This is a genomic window from Cupriavidus sp. UBA2010 (assembly GCF_002335265.1).
Taxonomy (GTDB): Bacteria; Pseudomonadota; Gammaproteobacteria; order Burkholderiales; family Burkholderiaceae; genus Cupriavidus; species Cupriavidus metallidurans.
This window is the reverse complement of the sequence record NZ_DDCI01000014.1, coordinates 84,727-100,145: the sequence shown is the minus strand read 5'-3', so window position 1 is coordinate 100,145 and position 15,419 is coordinate 84,727. Positions and strand designations below refer to the sequence as shown.

The following is a 15,419-nucleotide window of genomic DNA, read 5'->3' as shown; positions in this document are numbered from 1 at the left end:
GCGCGCCTGGCATCCGACCGGGTGGCAGCCCCACGAGAAACCCCATGACCGCTGATCCGACCGCGCGCCGCATGGCGCCCGCCACCGACCGCAACCGCGAGCCGATCCTGGCCGTGCTGCGCAACGTACTGCCGCGATCGGGCACGGTACTGGAAATCGCCAGCGGCACCGGGCAGCACGCCGTGCATTTTGCGGCGGCGCTTCCGGGTTTGACGTGGCAGCCGAGCGATCTGGATGTGACGCACCGCGAGTCCATTGCGGCCTGGACCGAACATACGCAGGTCCAGAACGTTCTCCCACCCCTTGCCATCGACGTTCGCCAGGAACCGTGGGGCATCGATGCCGTGGACGCCATCGTCTGCATCAACATGATCCACATCGCGCCGTGGGCGGCGGCCGAGGCGCTGTTCGAGGGCGCGGGCAGGCGATTGGCGCCGGGCGGCGTGTTGTACCTCTATGGCCCCTACCGCCGCGAAGGCGCGCATACGGCGCCAAGCAACGAGGCGTTCGACCGCCAGTTGCACTCGGCCGATCCAGACTGGGGCGTGCGCGACATGGAAGCCGTGATCGCACTCGGCACGACGCACGGCCTGAGGTGCGATGCCCCGATTCAGATGCCGGCCAACAACTTCAGCCTGGTGTTTCGCAGGCAGGCGTGAGCGGCGGCTGGCGCACTGCCCCGCGCGGCCCGGTAGGGCTGCTAAACTTCGCCGCGAAACACTGTCTATCTGCATTCAACGTGAATCTGTCCAACCTGGAACGCCAGCTTTCCTTCCTCCGGGAAATCGACCTGTTGAAGAGCGTCGTCCGGATGACGCCGCTTATCAATCAGTCACGCCGGGAGAACAGCGCGGAACATTCGTGGCACCTGGCCATGTATGCCCTCGTCCTGTCGGAACATGCGGCGGCACCTGTCGACGCCCTGCGCGTGGTGAAGATGCTGCTCATCCACGACATCGTGGAAATCGACGCAGGCGACGTGCCGTTTCACGACCCGGCGGCGAGAGCCGGTCAGGCTGCGCTGGAGGAACAGGCGGCAGAACGGATCTTCTCGCTGCTGCCGGCCGCGCAGGCAGCGGAGTTCCGGAGCCTGTGGTCCGAGTTCGAAGCGGGGGAGAGCGACGACGCACGGTTCGCGAAATCGCTGGACCGTCTGCAGCCGTTACTCCACAACGCAGCGACCGGGGGCGGTAGCTGGGTGGAGTGCGACGTCACCGAAGAACAGGCCATGGCACGCTACGGCCCGCCGATCGAGCGCGGCTCGCCAGTGCTTTGGGAAGAAGCGGCCAGGCTTGTGCGCGAGCATTTTCAGAAGCCTCGGGAAGGGTGACGTGGGTGGGGTGTAAACCGCGGGCGCCGGGTGTGCATACGCAGGGTGAGGGGCGGTAGCCACACAATGCTGTGAATCCGTGTCGGATTGCGCTTTCGCCGTTGCAGTGATTGAGCCGTGTCGGGCCATTGCATAAGCTGTCCTCGTCACGTCACTGCACCCGAGGTTCAGCATGTATCTCGATCTCATGGCAGGCTTGCAGCCGCTGCCAAAAGCCAATACGCACAGCAGGCTGCGCCAAGGTGGCCGCCCCGGCCAACTGCCATTTTCGGACTCCCCGTGTGCCGTGCTCGGGTCCAGCCGGCTGCCGATTGGCCATCTGACGGTCGCGGAGGTTTCGGCGCAAGGACTCGTGAACCTGACGCCTTTCGAGTTGCATCGCGCCATCGAGGCGGGCCACTTCTACGCCGAGGGCTACGATCCCGCCGGAATGCCCACAATACTTCCGGCCTGGCAGTTCGTGCCGCCTGCGCTGGCCCTGATCACGCCGATCATCATGGCGCTCCGCAACGAGCCGTCAGGTGAAGATCCCTTTTTCTGGATGATCGCCTACGAAGAGTTGAATGATCTCACTCCGGCTGAAGTGCTATGCGGAAGGCTGCTTTGTACCCGAGGGTCGGTGTCAATCGGGCAGATGCATCATTTGCAGCGGCCCGATGCCGAACGTCAGACGGCGGTCATGGCGGCACTGGAGCTGCTCCCGTCCCGGTTGTTGCGAGCCGGCCCGTGAGGTGCGATCTGGAGTTGTCCTTGGGCGCCACCGTTATGCCGGCAGACGTCGCGGCACAGATGCCGCCGCGTGGATTGGTCACGGATGTGATGGCCTCGAGCGTTTGCACGCTGAACCGTGGGACGTTGCTGACCAGAGCCGCCTGGAACGCGGCGACGGCGCTGCCCGATTTCGCGACGCGTACCCACCGATGGGGGCCGCCGGCCAGTTGCAGGCAGGCGGCAGGCCGCTTTCCTTTCCATTGGCTGTATGTCGCGGAAGATGCCTACACCGCGATATGGGAGGGCCGGTTTTGCGAGAAGGTCGAGAGATTTCCGGGCGCCTTCAGACTCAACGAGGCTGCCAGTGACGGCCTCCTGGTCACCATGCGGCTGAAGTCGGATCTGAATTTCCTCGAGATTGGCGGGACGACAGCCGTCAGACTCGGAATCTATGATCGGTTGTCAGACCCAGACTATCAATGGTGCAGGCATTTCGGTCTGGAGATGCACCCTGTGCTCGAAGCGCTTTTCAATCGGACAGGTGCGATTGGCATTCGCTATCCATCAAGGCGCCTTCGCAACCATGCCGCACTCGCGGTTCATTCCCGCCATCTTGGCAGGTGGAGAGAATCGGTAACGATCGATACGGCACGTTTCGGGGACTTGCCCACATACGGTGAGCTTCTCGACGATCCGTGTCGACTGCCTGAGGCGCTATCAAAATGAAGCGAAGCGGTGCTGGCTAGACGCGCGGCCACAGACAGTACAAGTAGTACGGCGAGGCCGCGCAACGACGCCAGATTCATTTTGATAGCGCCTCTACAGCGCGCGAGGCTGCGCCGGTGCGACTCACCCTCGCACCAGCATCACCACCGCCGTTGCGATCAAGCACAGCGCGAACGCCGCGCGCAGTTTGCGTTCCGGCATACGGTGGGCAAGGGCCACGCCCCATGAGATCGTCAGCATGCCGCCCAGCGAGAGCGGGATGCCGCTGTACCAGTCGACGTGGCCGGCGTTGGCATAGGTGAACAGCGCGACAACCGCGCCGGGGGTGACCAGTGCCAGAGCCAGGCCCTGTGCGGCGGCCTGGCGCATCCCGAACAGCCCCACAAGCGCGGGGGCGGCTACCACGCCACCGCCGACGCTGAAGAATCCGGAGAACGCGCCGCCGACCACGCCCACGGCGGGAATCCACGAGGGAGACAGGCGTGCCTGCGGTTGTGTGGTGGCGCGGCCCGGCAGGAGTCGCCACAGGAAGTACAGTGCCAGGCCGATCATGAAAATGGCGAAGATGCGCCGTAGCAGTGCCGGGTCGATCGACGTGGCGAACTTTGCGGAAGCGTAGGTGGCAAGCACCGCAGACAAGCCAAGCACGATGGCTGTCTTCAGCTCGATATCGGCGCGCTTGCGGTATTGCCAGAATCCGATCAGTACGTTCGGCGCGATCATCACCAGCGAGGTGCCCTGTGCGAGCTGCTGGTCCATGCCATAGAGCAGGCCGAGGGCCGGGATGGCGATCAGGCCGCCGCCGATGCCAAACAGGCCGCCCACGCCGCCGAGGAGTCCCCCGAGTCCAAAGATGAGCAGGGCGGACAGCAGCGAGTGGTCGGGCATGGTGAATCGGGGGCGGGGTTACGAGAAGCGGCCTTCAGAAAAGGCAAGTCCGCGATCATACGCGGACATGGGTATTACATGGCTGTGGTGCGTCGGGCGGATCGGGTGGAAGACCGGCACCCGCAGGTGCCGACTCCTGACCGACGCGGTCAGTCGACCTGCGCGCCAGACTGCTTGACGATCTTCGCCCATTTGTCGATATCGCCGCGCAGCATGGTGGAGAACTGTTGCGGCGTGCCCGTCAGCACTTCGGCGCCCTGGGCAGCAAGCTTGTCGCGGAGCGTCTTGTCGGCCAGCGCGGTCTGCATCGTGGCGGCAAGCTTCTGCGTGACATCCTTCGGCGTGCCGCGCACTGCGAACAGGCCGACCCAGAGGTCGCCGCTATAGCCGGGCACGGTCTCGCTGATGGCGGGGATGTCCGGGGCAAACGGCGAGCGCTTGGCCGAGCTCACGCCCAGGGCGCGGACCTTGCCGGCCTTGATATGCGCCAGCACGGAGGGCAGGCTGGCAAAGGCCATCGGCACCTGGTTGCCGAGCACGTCATTGAGCGCCGGGGCGACGCCCTTGTACGGCACGTGCTCGAGCTTGATGGCCGCCATGCTGTTCAGCATCTCACCCAGCAGATGGTTCAGCGTGCCGTTGCCGGCGGAGGCAAAGCGGTAGTAGTCGGGCTTGGCCTTGGCCATCGCGATCAGTTCCGACATCGACTTGGCCGGGAAGGCGGGGTTGACCACCAGCACGTTCGGTACGGTAGCTACCGGGGCGATCGGCTCGAAGTCCTTGATCGGGTCGAACGGAATCGAGCGGTAGAGCGACGGGTTGATGGCCTGCGTGCTGCTGATGGTCATCAGCAGCGTGTAGCCATCCGGCGCGGAGCGGGCCGCCGTCTGGGTGCCAATGTTGCCGCCAGCGCCCGGGCGGTTTTCCACTACTACCTGCTGGCCAAGGCGTTGCGACAGGTCGGCCGCCACCAGTCGGGCGACGATGTCGTTGGTGCCGCCCGGCGCCTGCGGCACGATCATCTGGATCGGCTTGGACGGATAGGTGTCGGCTTGGGCGTGGCCGACAACGGACAGGGCCATGGCGATACCGGCGATGGCGCGGATTGTACGAAGCATGATGTCTCCTCGGTGGCTTCTGGCGGGCCCATGCACTTGGAGGCCCGCTAATGTGGCGCCCACTCTAGCGGAGCCATCCGCCAAGGAGAAATTCAATCGGTGACTATGGGCATAAGGTTTTCTTATCGGACCGGGCGCGGCGGGCCGGCCATCCACCCATCCACCCATACGCCGACACCAGGAGTCGCCGCTCCCATCAACCCGCTGGCGCCAGCGACCCGCCCAGGGCAATCCGTTCTCCGACTATCTCCCGCAACACATCGGCCACCGCCTCGGCCGCATTCGAGCGCGGCAGCGCGCGCGGCCAGCACAGGGACAGCGTGCGTCGGAGTTCCGGAACGATCAGCCGCCGAGGCACGGCCGCATCGCCATCGCCAAGCGACGACGCTGGCAGTATCGTGCAGGCCAATCCTTCCCGGGCGGACGCCAGCAGGAAAGGCAGGGAATCGAGATCGGCCACCACATTCAGGTTTATGCCGGCTTTGGCAAACGTGCGCTCGACCACCTCGCGCAACCCCTGCGAGCCGCTTGGCAGCACCAGCGGGATACCGTCGAGCGCCTTGAGCGGGACCGTATCCGCCGTGGCGCCGCCCCGTTTGCCCGGGCGCGGCGCGGTCACGGGTGGCGTGCCGATCAGGTAGAGCGGTTCGCTGGCCAGCGGCTCCGGCTCCACCGCGCGCGATGGCGTGTCGCGAAACAGGATGGCGAAGTCGAGCCGGTTCTGGTTCAGCAGCTCGGAGATATATCCGCTCATGCTTTCAAAGAGTTGCAGCCGGACCTGCGGGTAGCGCTGGCGCACGGTGCGTATCAGCGCCATGCCGAAGGCCGCTGCAGCCGTGGTGGGCAGGCCGATGGCCACGGTGCCCGAGACCTCGGCGCCGGCCACGCGCACGTCGGCGCCCGCGATTTCCACCTGTCGCAGGATATTGCGCATGTGACGGTAAAGCGTTTTTCCGGCTTCGGTGGGCCGCACGCCTTTCGCGCTGCGGTGCACCAATGGCACGCCGAATTCGTCTTCCAGCGTGGCAAGCTGCTGCGACAGCGCGGGCTGCGCCACGCAGACGACCTCGGCGGCGCGGGTCAGGCTGCCTTGGTCGACGATGGCCACAAAATAGCGCATGGCACGGATGTCCATGGGTTCTCCAGAGGGTGCATGGGGGACGCACCGGGGGTGCAGGCTATTGATTCTACTTATGGAGCCTTCTGCAATCCCTATTTCACAGGTCGGAGGCAGGCGGGTAGATTGGCGGCATTGCGCTACCTACCCAAGACACCGTCATGTCCCGACCCCTTGAAGGCATCACCGTCGTTTCGCTCGAGCAGGCCATCGCCGCGCCGTTCTGCACCCGTCAATTGGCCGATCTCGGCGCGCGCGTCATCAAGATCGAGCGGCCTGGCCCGGGCGATTTCGCGCGTGCCTATGACGGCCGCGTGCGCGGGCTGTCGTCCCACTTCGTCTGGACCAACCGTTCGAAGGAAAGCCTGACGCTCGACGTCAAGGCACCTGCCGCCGCCCCGGTGCTGGAGGCCCTGCTGGCCAAGACCGATGTGCTGATCCAGAACCTGGCGCCGGGCGCGTCGACCCGCCTCGGGCTGGACTACGAGACGCTGTCGAAGCGCTTTCCACGCCTGATCGTCTGCGATATCTCCGGCTACGGCGGCGATGGTCCCTATCGCGACAAGAAAGCCTATGACCTGTTGGTGCAGAGCGAATCGGGCTTCGTGTCGGTCACTGGCACGCCGGAAGAGGGCGTGAAGGCCGGCGCCTCGGTGGCGGACATCGCCGCCGGCATGTACGCATACAGCAACGTGCTGGCCGCGCTGATCGAGCGGGGCCAGACCGGCCGCGGCAAGCATATCGACGTGTCGATGCTCGAATCGATGGTCGAGTGGATGAATTTCCCGATGTACTACGCGTTCGATGGCGCCGAACCGCCGCCGCGCGCCGGGGCGTCGCACGCCACGATCTACCCGTACGGACCGTTCCCGACCGGCGACGGCAAGACCGTGATGCTTGGTTTGCAGAACGAACGCGAATGGGCCGTGTTCTGCAAGGTGGTGCTCCAGGAGCCGGATCTGGCCACCCACGCGGCGTTTGCCACCAACAGCCTGCGCAGCGCCAACCGCGCGCAACTGCGTGCCCGCATCGTCGAGGCGTTCGGGCGGCTGACCGCCGCGCAGGTGGTGGAGCGGCTGGAGGAAGCAAAGATCGCCAACGCCAATGTCAACACGATGGCCGACGTCTGGGCGCACCCGCAGCTGGCGGCCCGCAAGCGCTGGCGCACCGTCGATACCCCGGCAGGGCAGATTCCGGCCCTGCTGCCGCCCGGCATGACCGACGCGCGCATGGACCCGGTTCCGGCGGTAGGTGAGCATACGGACGCGATCCTTGCCGAGACCGGCTGCACCGCCGAACAGATCGCCCGGCTTCATGCCGACGGCGTGGTCTGACGGAGGCGGGCGATGACAAGCACCCGAGTGCCGCGCAGTTATCTGTTCGTTCCGGCATCGCGTCCGGAGCGCATTGGCAAGGCCATCGCGGCTGGCGCCGACGCCGTGATCGTCGATCTCGAGGACGCAGTGGCGCCCGATGCCAAGGCGGCGGCGCGGGCCGGCCTGGCCGAGCCCTGGCGCGACTTGCAGGCCCAGGCGGATGCCGCTGGCGTAGCATTGCTGCTCCGCATCAATGGTGCCGACACCTCGTACTTTGCCGAAGACGTGGGCTTCTGCCGCGCATGCGGCGTTCGCGAGATCGTGCTGCCCAAGGCCGACAAGGCGGCGCTGGCCGCGCTGCGTGCCGATCTGCCCGAGACGCCGTGCTGCGCCTTGCTGGAGAGCGCGGCCGGGTTTGCCGATCTGGCCCATGTGGCGCGCGCGCCAGGCGTATCGCGACTGCTGTTCGGCAGCATCGACCTGATGTTCGATCTCGATGTGGGTGACGACGACGCGCCGCTCCACCATTTCCGTAGCGAACTGGTCATGCATTCCCGGGCGGCCGGACTGCCGGCGCCGGTCGACGGTGTCTGCACGGCCATCGGCGATGCCGACGCGCTGGCCGCCGATACCGCGCGGGCACGGCGTTTCGGGTTTGGGGCCAAACTGCTGATTCATCCGAATCAGGTGGGGGGTGTCCATGCCGCCCTGGCGCCATCGGCCGAAGAACTGGCCTGGGCGCGTCGTGTGGTCGAGCAGGCGGCCGCCGCGCAGGGCGCTGCGATCGCCGTCGACGGGAAGATGGTCGATCGTCCAGTGCTCGAACGCGCACAGCGTATCGTCGCGGCGGGTGGCGTCTGACGACGCTTTCGGCCCCCCCCGAATTGGCGCCGATGGGGTGTCAATGGAGCGCCAATGCGTGTTTTCCCTGAGCGTGGGATTGCTGCAAAACCCGCCGGTTTGCCATCGGTGTGAAAGGTATTTGTAATGATGTTCAGGCTGAATAGGCGCGCGAGATCATGCACGCTATGCGGGAGAACACGAAGATGAATGTCCTGGGCCTAAGACAATAAAGCTGTCTTCCCGGTGCACCGTTTGGCGGACATGATCGTTAATTAACTTCCGATCACGTCGAAACGAGCCAGACTGACCGTGCATTCTTCTGTTTCCCGAGTCGCCGTGGCGACGTTGCTGGCCATGGCCTCCGTGGGCTCCATTGCCGCCTCGGCCGGGCAAGCCGCCAGCGGACCCATGCCTCCAGATGGCCCCTGCACGCCGCCGCCGGCAAAGGCCGCGCTGACCCTGGCGCAGGCACGTCTTGACGCGCTGCGCTGCAACCGCGACATCATCTCGGCCCGTCGTGGCGAGGAAGCCAGCCAGGCCGACATCCAGATTGCTTCCCAACGCCCGAACCCGGTCCTGAGCTTGGGCGTGGCCAATATCAACCCGAATCTTGGTGTAGGTGCCGGCAACTGGCGCAGCAAGACCGTGGACTCGACGGTGCGCGTCGACCAGGTGATCGAGACCGCCAACAAGGGCAACCTGCGTACCGACGCGGCCCGCAAGGCCAGCGCCGCCGCCGGCGAGCAGACGCAGGCGGTGGTGGCCCAGCAGGTCAGTGCCGTGGAACAGTCGTGGTACGACGCGGTAGCCAGCCAGAGCCGGGTAGAGGTGCTGACCGAAACCGTCGGTCTCTATGGCAAGACTCAACAAGCGAACGAGGCACGGCTCAAGGCTGGTGACGTGGCACGCGCCGATGTGACCAAGCTCCAGCTCGAAACGCTGCGGGCCCAGAGTGACCTTCGCGCCGCCCAGTCGGACTATGCCACCAGCAAAGCAGCACTGGCCGCCACAATCGGTCTTCCGGGCACGCTGTTGGACAACCGGCTCGTGCCGGACTGGCCTGCGCTCGATGCCCCGGTGCCGCCAGTCGATCCTGAGGTGCTGCAGCGCCGCCCGGATGTGACGGCCGCCGAAGCCCGGCTGGCCGCCGCCGCCTCGGCGCGTGACCTGGCGCGTGCCGGCCGCGTGCCCGACGTGACCGTCGGCGCCCAGTACGAGCACTATCCGGTTTCCGAGGCCAATACCACCGGCAGCGGCAACAGCTACGGCGTGTTCATTTCGATTCCGCTGTTCGTGCGCCACAGCTTCGGCGGTGAAGCGCGCCGCGCCGAGGTGGACTACTACGCCGCGCTCGACGACCGCAACCGTATCTTGCTGGCCGCGCAGAACGACATCGAACGGCTGCGCAGCCAGCTCGAGTCGGCGCGCGCGTCGCTGCAGCAGATGCAGACCGCCGTGCTGCCGGCGGCGGAGAACGTCGCGCAGAGTGCCGAGTTCGCCTATACGAAGGGTGCCACCGGCGTGCTCGACCTGCTCGACGCGCGCCGCGCGCTGCGTCAGACGCGTCTGGACGCTGTTGACGTGCAGGGCAGCTTCGCCAAGGCCATGGCCGCGTACCGCGCCGCCCTGCAGGCCACCACTTCCGATATCAACAAGCTTCCCCAGGTTCGAACCGATGCATCGCATCCCTGATATGCCGCTCATCTCCCGCGATTCCCGCTTCACCCGTGCCGGCGCCGCGCGTCTGGCGGCTGTGCTGTCACTGTGCGTGCTTACGCTGGGCGCCTGCGGCAAGAAGGAAGCGCCCGAGAACGATGACGAGCCGAAGGTGGCTGGTCAGGTCATCGAGTATCCGGCGAACGTCAAGTCGCTGCCCGGCGTCGTCGGCCAGCCGGTCAAGAGCGGCGGCGATCGCATGCTGAGCATGCCCGGCCGCCTGGTCTGGAACGAAGACAAGACGGTGCGCGTGGCTTCGCCATTCGCTGGCCGTGTGATGGAGATCCTGGTGCAGCCCGGCGTCACCGTGAAGGCTGGCCAGCCGCTGGCGATGCTGACGTCGCCCGATTTTGGCTCGGCCCAGGCCGATGCCCGCAAGGCGTCCGCGGATAGCGCCGTGGCGTCGAAGGCGCTGGCGCGCCAGCGCGAGTTGTATGAGGCCGGCATCATCGCCCAGAAGGATCTGGAGCAGGCGCAGGCGGACAACGCCCGCGCCGCGGCTGACCAGCAGCGCACGCAGGCAGCGCTGCGCATGTACGGCGCTTCCGGCAATGACGGCGTGAACCAGCGTTTCGCGCTGCGCAGCCCGATCGACGGCCTGGTGGTCGAGCGCAATATCAATCCGGGGATGGAACTGCGTCCCGACCAGCCGCCCACCGCGCCGCTGTACCTGATTACCGATCCCACCACGCTGTGGGCGCAGCTTGATGCCGCCGAGGCGGACCTTGGCCACTTCAGGCCCGGCGTGACCGTGCAGCTTGCCAGCGCCGCCTACCCCGGCGAGACGTTCACGGGCACTGTGGTCAAGATCGCGGATTACGTTGATCCGTCGTCGCGCAGCGTCAAGGTGCGTCTGTCCGTGCCGAACGCCGACCGCCGCTTGAAGGCCGAGATGTTCGTTACAGCGAAGATGCAGGCCGCGTCGTTCCAGGGGATCTCGGTGCCGTCGAAGGCCGTGTTCCTGGCCGATAACAAGAACTATGTGTTCGTGCGCACCACGCCCAACAGGTTCGAGCGCCGCGAGGTCAAGCTCGGCGTGACGATTCCGGGCACGACCGAGGTGGTGGAAGGCCTGAAAGAGGGCGACGTGGTGATCACCGACGGCAATCTCTATCTGCAGGACATCCTGCGCGATGCCACCGCGGTGAACGCCGCGCGTGCGGCTGCCAAGCATTAAGGACGGCAGCCACATGATTTCACGTATCGTCAATTTCGCGCTGCACCAGAAGCTGTTTGTCTGGCTTGGCCTGATCATCTTCGTCGCGGGCGGCCTGGCCGCCTTCAAGAACCTGCCGATCGAAGCGTTCCCAGACGTCTCGGACATCCAGGTCAACGTGATCACGCTGTACCCGGGCCGGGCCGCCGAGGAAGTGGAGCGCCAGGTCACGATTCCGATCGAAACCGCGCTGGCGGGTACGCCGAATTCGGTGCGCGTGTTCTCGCATACGCAGTTCGGCCTGTCGTTCATGATGGTGACCTTCAATGACAAGGCCACCGACATCGTCGCGCGCCAGCAGATCATCGAACGGCTGCGCAGCGTTGACCTGCCCGACGGCGTGCAGCCGGAACTGGCGCCGTTGTCCACTGCCATCGGTGAGATCTATCGCTTCCGCCTGAGCGGCAAGGGCTACACGCCGCAGGAACTGCGCACGCTGCAGGACTGGGTCGTGGAGAAGAATCTGCGTCAGGTGCCGGGCGTGGCCGACGTGGTCACGATCGGCGGCTCGATCAAGCAGTACGAGGTGAACCCGAATCTGGGCCGCATGCGCGACAGCAAGATCTCGCTGTCGCAACTGTTCACGGCGCTTCAGCGCGGCAACTCGAACGCCGGCGGCGGCTCGGTGGCGCATGGACGCCAGCAGTACCTGCTGCGTTCGCTGGGCAGCTTCCGTAGCTCGGCCGACATCGCCAACGTGGTGGTGGCCGAGAACAACGGCACGCCGATCCTGGTCAAGGACATTGCCGAGGTCAAGATCGGCGCCGCGCCGCCGCAGGGCCTGATGGGTCAGGACGACGAGGACGACATCGTCTCGGGCATCGTGGTGATGCGCAAGGGCGAGAACCCGTCGATAGTGCTCGAGGCGCTGAAGAAGAAGATCGAACTGCTCGACGACCAGATTCTGCCAAAGGGCGTGAAGCTGGTGCCGTACTACGACCGCTCGACGTTGATCGACAAGACGCTGCACACGGTGTTCGGCAACCTGGTGGAGGGCGCGCTGCTGGTGATGGCCGTGCTGTACCTGTTCCTGGCCAACGTGCGCGCGGCGGCGATCGTGGCGCTGGTGATCCCGCTGGCGCTGCTGTCGACGTTCATCGGCCTGACCTGGGTGGGTATTCCGGCCAACCTGCTGTCGCTGGGGGCGATGGACTTCGGCATCATCGTCGACGGCGCGGTGATCGTCGTCGAGAACATCTTCAAGCGGCTGGGCGAACTCAAGGAACAGCAGATCAAGGACAACAAGGCGCGGATGCACGCGATCCTTCAGGCCACGACAGAGGTGGGGCGTCCGACCGTGTTCTCGATGATCATCATCATCGCCGCGCACATCCCGATCTTCACGCTGCAGCGTCACGAAGGAAAGATCTTCGCGCCGATGGCGTACACGGTGACGGGCGCGCTGGTCGGCTCGCTGATCGTCTCGCTGACCGTGGTGCCGCTGCTGTGCCACCTGCTGCTCAAGAAGAACATCGCGCACGAGGACAATTTCGTGGTGCGCCAGTGCAAGCGCCTCTATGAGCCGATGCTGGCGTGGGCGCTCGAGAACAAGAAGAAGGTCGTGGCCATCGCCGTGGGCCTGCTGGTGGCCACCGTCGGCGTGGGCAAGTTCCTGGGCAGCGAATTCCTGCCCGAACTCGACGAAGGCTCGATGTGGGTCAGCTTCGACTTGCCGGCCTCGGTGTCGCTGGACGAGGCACGCGATCAGGCGCGTCTGCTGCGCAACGTGATTCGCACCACGCCCGAGGTCAACACGACGATCTCCAAGGTGGGCCGTCCCGACGACGGTACCGATCCGAAGTTGATCAACACCGTGGAAATCCTGGTCGACCTGAAGAGCGACAAGGCATGGCGCGCTGGCTTCGACAAGCGCAAGATCATCGAGGAAATCAACCGCAACCTGCGCAAGATGCCGGGCATCGAGCCTAACTTCTCGCAGCCGGTGCGCGACAACATCCTGGAGAGCATCTCGCAGATCAAGGGCCAGATCGTGATCAAGGTGCAGAGCGACAGCCTCGAGCACAACAAGAAGGTGGCGGATCAGATCCTGGCCAACGTGCAGTCGGTACGCGGCGTGATGCGCGCGTTTATCGACCGTGACGGCGAACTGCCGCAGTACGTGCTTGATTTTGATCGCGCCCAGGCTGCCCGCTACGGCATCAACGTGGCTGACGTGCAGGACCTGATGGAAAGCGCGCTCGGCGGCAAGGCCGCAACGGAGCTGTGGGAAGGCGAGAAGCACTTCAGCGTGGTGGTACGCCTGAAGCCGGGCGAGCGCGAACTTCCGAACCTGCCGAACATCTTCATGCAGACCGCCGATGGCGCGCAGGTGCCGCTGTCGCAGCTGGTGACGTTCCGGGCCGCTTCGGGCGCGATGAACATCAGCCGCGAGAACGGCCAGCGCACCACGTCGATCGGTATCTTCATCCACGACCGCGACATGGGTAGCGTGGTGAAGGACATGCAGGATCTGGTGAAGAAGAACGTCAATGCCGAGGACGTCAAGATCAGTTGGTCGGGCGAGTTCGAGAACCAGGAACGCGCGATGGCGCGCCTGTCGATCGTGGTGCCGCTGTCGGTGCTGCTGATCTTCCTGCTGCTGTTCAACGCGTTCCAGTCGTTCAAGAGCGCGGCGCTGATCATCTCGAACATTCCGTTCGCGCTGATCGGTGGCGTGTTTGCGCTGTTCCTGACCGGCATTCCGCTGTCGGTCTCGGCGGCAATTGGCTTCATCGCGCTGTTCGGGCAGGCCGTGCTGAACGGCGTGGTGATGGTGACCTACTTCAACCAGTTGCGCGACGAAGGCATGCCAGTACGCCAGGCCGTGCTGACCGGCTCGATGGATCGTCTGCGCACCGTGTTGATGACCGCGATGCTGGCCATGCTGGGCTTGTTCCCGATGGCGATCTCGCGCGCCATCGGCTCGGAAACGCAGCGGCCGCTGGCGATCGTGATCATCGGTGGCCTGATTACGGCCACGCTGCTGACGCTGATCGTGCTGCCCACGCTCTACGAATGGATGGTTGGCCGCTCATGGCCGGACGAGCCGGACACGAGCGGCAGGGATGACGGCCGGTTGCCTGAGCATGTAGCAAGTTGACAGTCGGGACGTAGAAAAAACCGGGGCTCTGGCCCCGGTTTTTTTATGAGCCATAGCTTGACTCGGTGGAAGGACGATTTGGCTTCCCGCCTGTCGATAGCAACGAGGAAATCGTTCAGTAAAACGATATGATTCCTCACTCAGCCGAGTTGGCTGGCAAGCGCCTGTTCGGTATGTTCTGGAGCGAAAGCACAGCATGAAAGAGGAGACAAAACCCATGGAGTTGATCCTTGAACGGCTTTCGGCGTCCGTTGCCACGGCCGAGAGTCTGGAGCAACTCACGAGACCGCTGCTGGAGATGCTGGAACTGATCACCGGCCTTGAGTCCCTGTACCTGACGTCGATCGATGAAGAGGCGGGTTTGCAGTCCGTCGATTTTGTCAGGAACGCGGGCGAACTCGTGATCCCCGAGGGGCTGTCCGTGCCATGGTCCGACACCCTCTGCAAGCGTTGCCTGGAAGAGGGTCGCCGCTACACATCGAACGCGAGCGAGATCTGGGGGGATTCACAGGCCGCGAGGGCGCTTGGCATCGAGACATACGCCAGTGCCCCCATTCGCGCGAGCGATGGGGAGATCATTGGTACGTTGTGCGGGGCGAGCAAGCGCAGCCAACCGCTGGGGCCGCAGGCGTTCAGCGCCTTGAACATTTTCTCGAAGCTGATCGGACACCATATCGAGCGAGAACGATTGCTCGAGGAGCTAAGGCGGTCGAACGAGTACCTCGCGAACTTCGCATTGACCGACGCCCTGACGGGCCTGCCCAACAGACGGGCGCTCCACGGCGAGCTTGGCAGACTGCTGGCGCGCGCAACCAGGGACGAATCCCACGTCATCGTCGGCATCATCGATCTGGATGACTTCAAACGCATCAACGACGCATACGGACATGTGGTCGGAGATCAGTTCCTGAGCGAATGTTCAAAGCGCCTTTCCGGCATTGTGCGAGACACCGACATGCTGGCCCGCGTGGGTGGCGACGAATTTGCGCTGGTGGCACCCGCTCCGGCGTCTGCAACGCAGGCGCATAGCCTGGCCGACCAATTGCAGAAGCGTGCGTTGGCGGCGACTCGCGGTGTCTACACGCTGGCCGGCGTCACCATTGACTACGCTGGCGTGAGCGCCGGTGTCGTGGCCGTCAGGCCCGTCCCCGTCGAACAGGCGCTGGAACTGGCGGACGCCGCCATGTACCGGGAGAAGCGGCAGCGCAAGCAATCCAGCCCAAACGGTGGGCGACCGCTTCATCGCTGACCGGCGCTGACACGCGTCCGGCCCGATTCTCCGGGCGCAACGCCCGGAGCAACCAATAAGCAGACAGCAACGGGCTGCCAGCCAGTTTG

13 protein-coding genes are annotated in these 15,419 nt (G+C 65.0%); 10 read left to right on the top strand and 3 right to left on the bottom strand.

Annotated features, from left to right (window positions below; all coding sequences use genetic code 11):
- The first annotated feature begins 44 nt into the window (after window positions 1–44).
- The 4 genes from B2246_RS10505 to B2246_RS10490 all read left to right on the top strand — a co-directional run bounded on the left by B2246_RS10505 (window position 45) and on the right by B2246_RS10490 (window position 2,767).
- Window positions 45–659, top strand: a complete 615-nt coding sequence (locus B2246_RS10505; RefSeq protein WP_186426068.1) for a DUF938 domain-containing protein — start codon at window positions 45–47, stop codon at window positions 657–659.
- Between the two features lie 80 nt (window positions 660–739).
- Window positions 740–1,330 (top strand): HD domain-containing protein, encoded by a 591-nt coding sequence (locus tag B2246_RS10500; protein WP_008651508.1) that lies wholly within the window; start codon window positions 740–742, stop codon window positions 1,328–1,330.
- Between the two features lie 172 nt (window positions 1,331–1,502).
- On the top strand, window positions 1,503–2,060 hold the full coding sequence (locus B2246_RS10495; RefSeq protein ID WP_286880335.1) for a hypothetical protein: 558 nt from the start codon (window positions 1,503–1,505) through the stop codon (window positions 2,058–2,060).
- 20 nt (window positions 2,061–2,080) lie between these two features.
- On the top strand, window positions 2,081–2,767 hold the full coding sequence (locus tag B2246_RS10490; RefSeq protein WP_286880334.1) for an RES domain-containing protein: 687 nt from the start codon (window positions 2,081–2,083) through the stop codon (window positions 2,765–2,767).
- 123 nt (window positions 2,768–2,890) lie between these two features.
- On the opposite strand, the gene B2246_RS10485 is transcribed toward B2246_RS10490, so the two are convergent.
- The 3 genes from B2246_RS10485 to B2246_RS10475 form a co-directional block, all read right to left on the bottom strand.
- Window positions 2,891–3,655: a sulfite exporter TauE/SafE family protein gene (locus B2246_RS10485; protein WP_035884480.1), complete on the bottom strand. Its 765-nt coding sequence runs from the start codon at window positions 3,653–3,655 to the stop codon at window positions 2,891–2,893.
- Between the two features lie 149 nt (window positions 3,656–3,804).
- On the bottom strand, window positions 3,805–4,773 hold the full coding sequence (locus tag B2246_RS10480) for a Bug family tripartite tricarboxylate transporter substrate binding protein (RefSeq protein WP_017511503.1): 969 nt from the start codon (window positions 4,771–4,773) through the stop codon (window positions 3,805–3,807).
- A gap of 196 nt (window positions 4,774–4,969) precedes the next feature.
- Entirely contained in the window at window positions 4,970–5,908 is a 939-nt protein-coding gene (locus B2246_RS10475) for a LysR substrate-binding domain-containing protein (protein WP_286880331.1), read from the bottom strand.
- Window positions 5,909–6,051: 143 nt separating this feature from the next.
- Here B2246_RS10475 and B2246_RS10470 point away from each other — a divergent pair, with 143 nt between their 5' ends.
- The 6 genes from B2246_RS10470 to B2246_RS10445 all read left to right on the top strand — a co-directional run bounded on the left by B2246_RS10470 (window position 6,052) and on the right by B2246_RS10445 (window position 15,330).
- Window positions 6,052–7,224 carry a CaiB/BaiF CoA transferase family protein gene (locus B2246_RS10470; protein ID WP_008651514.1) on the top strand — a complete coding sequence of 391 codons (1,173 nt, stop codon included), beginning with the start codon at window positions 6,052–6,054 and terminating at the stop codon, window positions 7,222–7,224.
- A 12-nt stretch (window positions 7,225–7,236) separates the two neighbouring features.
- Window positions 7,237–8,067 (top strand): HpcH/HpaI aldolase/citrate lyase family protein, encoded by an 831-nt coding sequence (locus B2246_RS10465; RefSeq protein ID WP_008651515.1) that lies wholly within the window; start codon window positions 7,237–7,239, stop codon window positions 8,065–8,067.
- Between the two features lie 336 nt (window positions 8,068–8,403).
- A complete protein-coding gene (locus B2246_RS10460; protein WP_051705536.1) occupies window positions 8,404–9,741 on the top strand; it encodes a TolC family protein in 1,338 nt (445 codons plus the stop codon).
- Between the two features lies 1 nt (window position 9,742).
- The gene (locus tag B2246_RS10455; RefSeq protein ID WP_052018045.1) at window positions 9,743–10,942 is read left to right on the top strand and encodes an efflux RND transporter periplasmic adaptor subunit; all 1,200 of its coding nucleotides are present in this window, start codon (window positions 9,743–9,745) and stop codon (window positions 10,940–10,942) included.
- A 13-nt stretch (window positions 10,943–10,955) separates the two neighbouring features.
- Entirely contained in the window at window positions 10,956–14,081 is a 3,126-nt protein-coding gene (locus B2246_RS10450) for an efflux RND transporter permease subunit (RefSeq protein WP_008642362.1), read from the top strand.
- Between the two features lie 217 nt (window positions 14,082–14,298).
- Window positions 14,299–15,330 (top strand): GGDEF domain-containing protein, encoded by a 1,032-nt coding sequence (locus B2246_RS10445; protein ID WP_286880325.1) that lies wholly within the window; start codon window positions 14,299–14,301, stop codon window positions 15,328–15,330.
- The last annotated feature ends 89 nt before the right edge of the window (window positions 15,331–15,419 follow it).

Coding starts and splice junctions, on each gene's coding strand:
- B2246_RS10465 (WP_008651515.1), top strand. CDS start 7,237: ATGACAAGCACCCGAGTGCCGCGCAGTTATCTGTTCGTTCCGGCATCG.
- B2246_RS10475 (WP_286880331.1), bottom strand. CDS start 5,908: ATGGACATCCGTGCCATGCGCTATTTTGTGGCCATCGTCGACCAAGGC.
- B2246_RS10460 (WP_051705536.1), top strand. CDS start 8,404: ATGGCCTCCGTGGGCTCCATTGCCGCCTCGGCCGGGCAAGCCGCCAGC.
- B2246_RS10495 (WP_286880335.1), top strand. CDS start 1,503: ATGTATCTCGATCTCATGGCAGGCTTGCAGCCGCTGCCAAAAGCCAAT.
- B2246_RS10455 (WP_052018045.1), top strand. CDS start 9,743: ATGCCGCTCATCTCCCGCGATTCCCGCTTCACCCGTGCCGGCGCCGCG.
- B2246_RS10485 (WP_035884480.1), bottom strand. CDS start 3,655: ATGCCCGACCACTCGCTGCTGTCCGCCCTGCTCATCTTTGGACTCGGG.
- B2246_RS10445 (WP_286880325.1), top strand. CDS start 14,299: ATGGAGTTGATCCTTGAACGGCTTTCGGCGTCCGTTGCCACGGCCGAG.
- B2246_RS10480 (WP_017511503.1), bottom strand. CDS start 4,773: ATGCTTCGTACAATCCGCGCCATCGCCGGTATCGCCATGGCCCTGTCC.
- B2246_RS10450 (WP_008642362.1), top strand. CDS start 10,956: ATGATTTCACGTATCGTCAATTTCGCGCTGCACCAGAAGCTGTTTGTC.
- B2246_RS10505 (WP_186426068.1), top strand. CDS start 45: ATGACCGCTGATCCGACCGCGCGCCGCATGGCGCCCGCCACCGACCGC.
- B2246_RS10470 (WP_008651514.1), top strand. CDS start 6,052: ATGTCCCGACCCCTTGAAGGCATCACCGTCGTTTCGCTCGAGCAGGCC.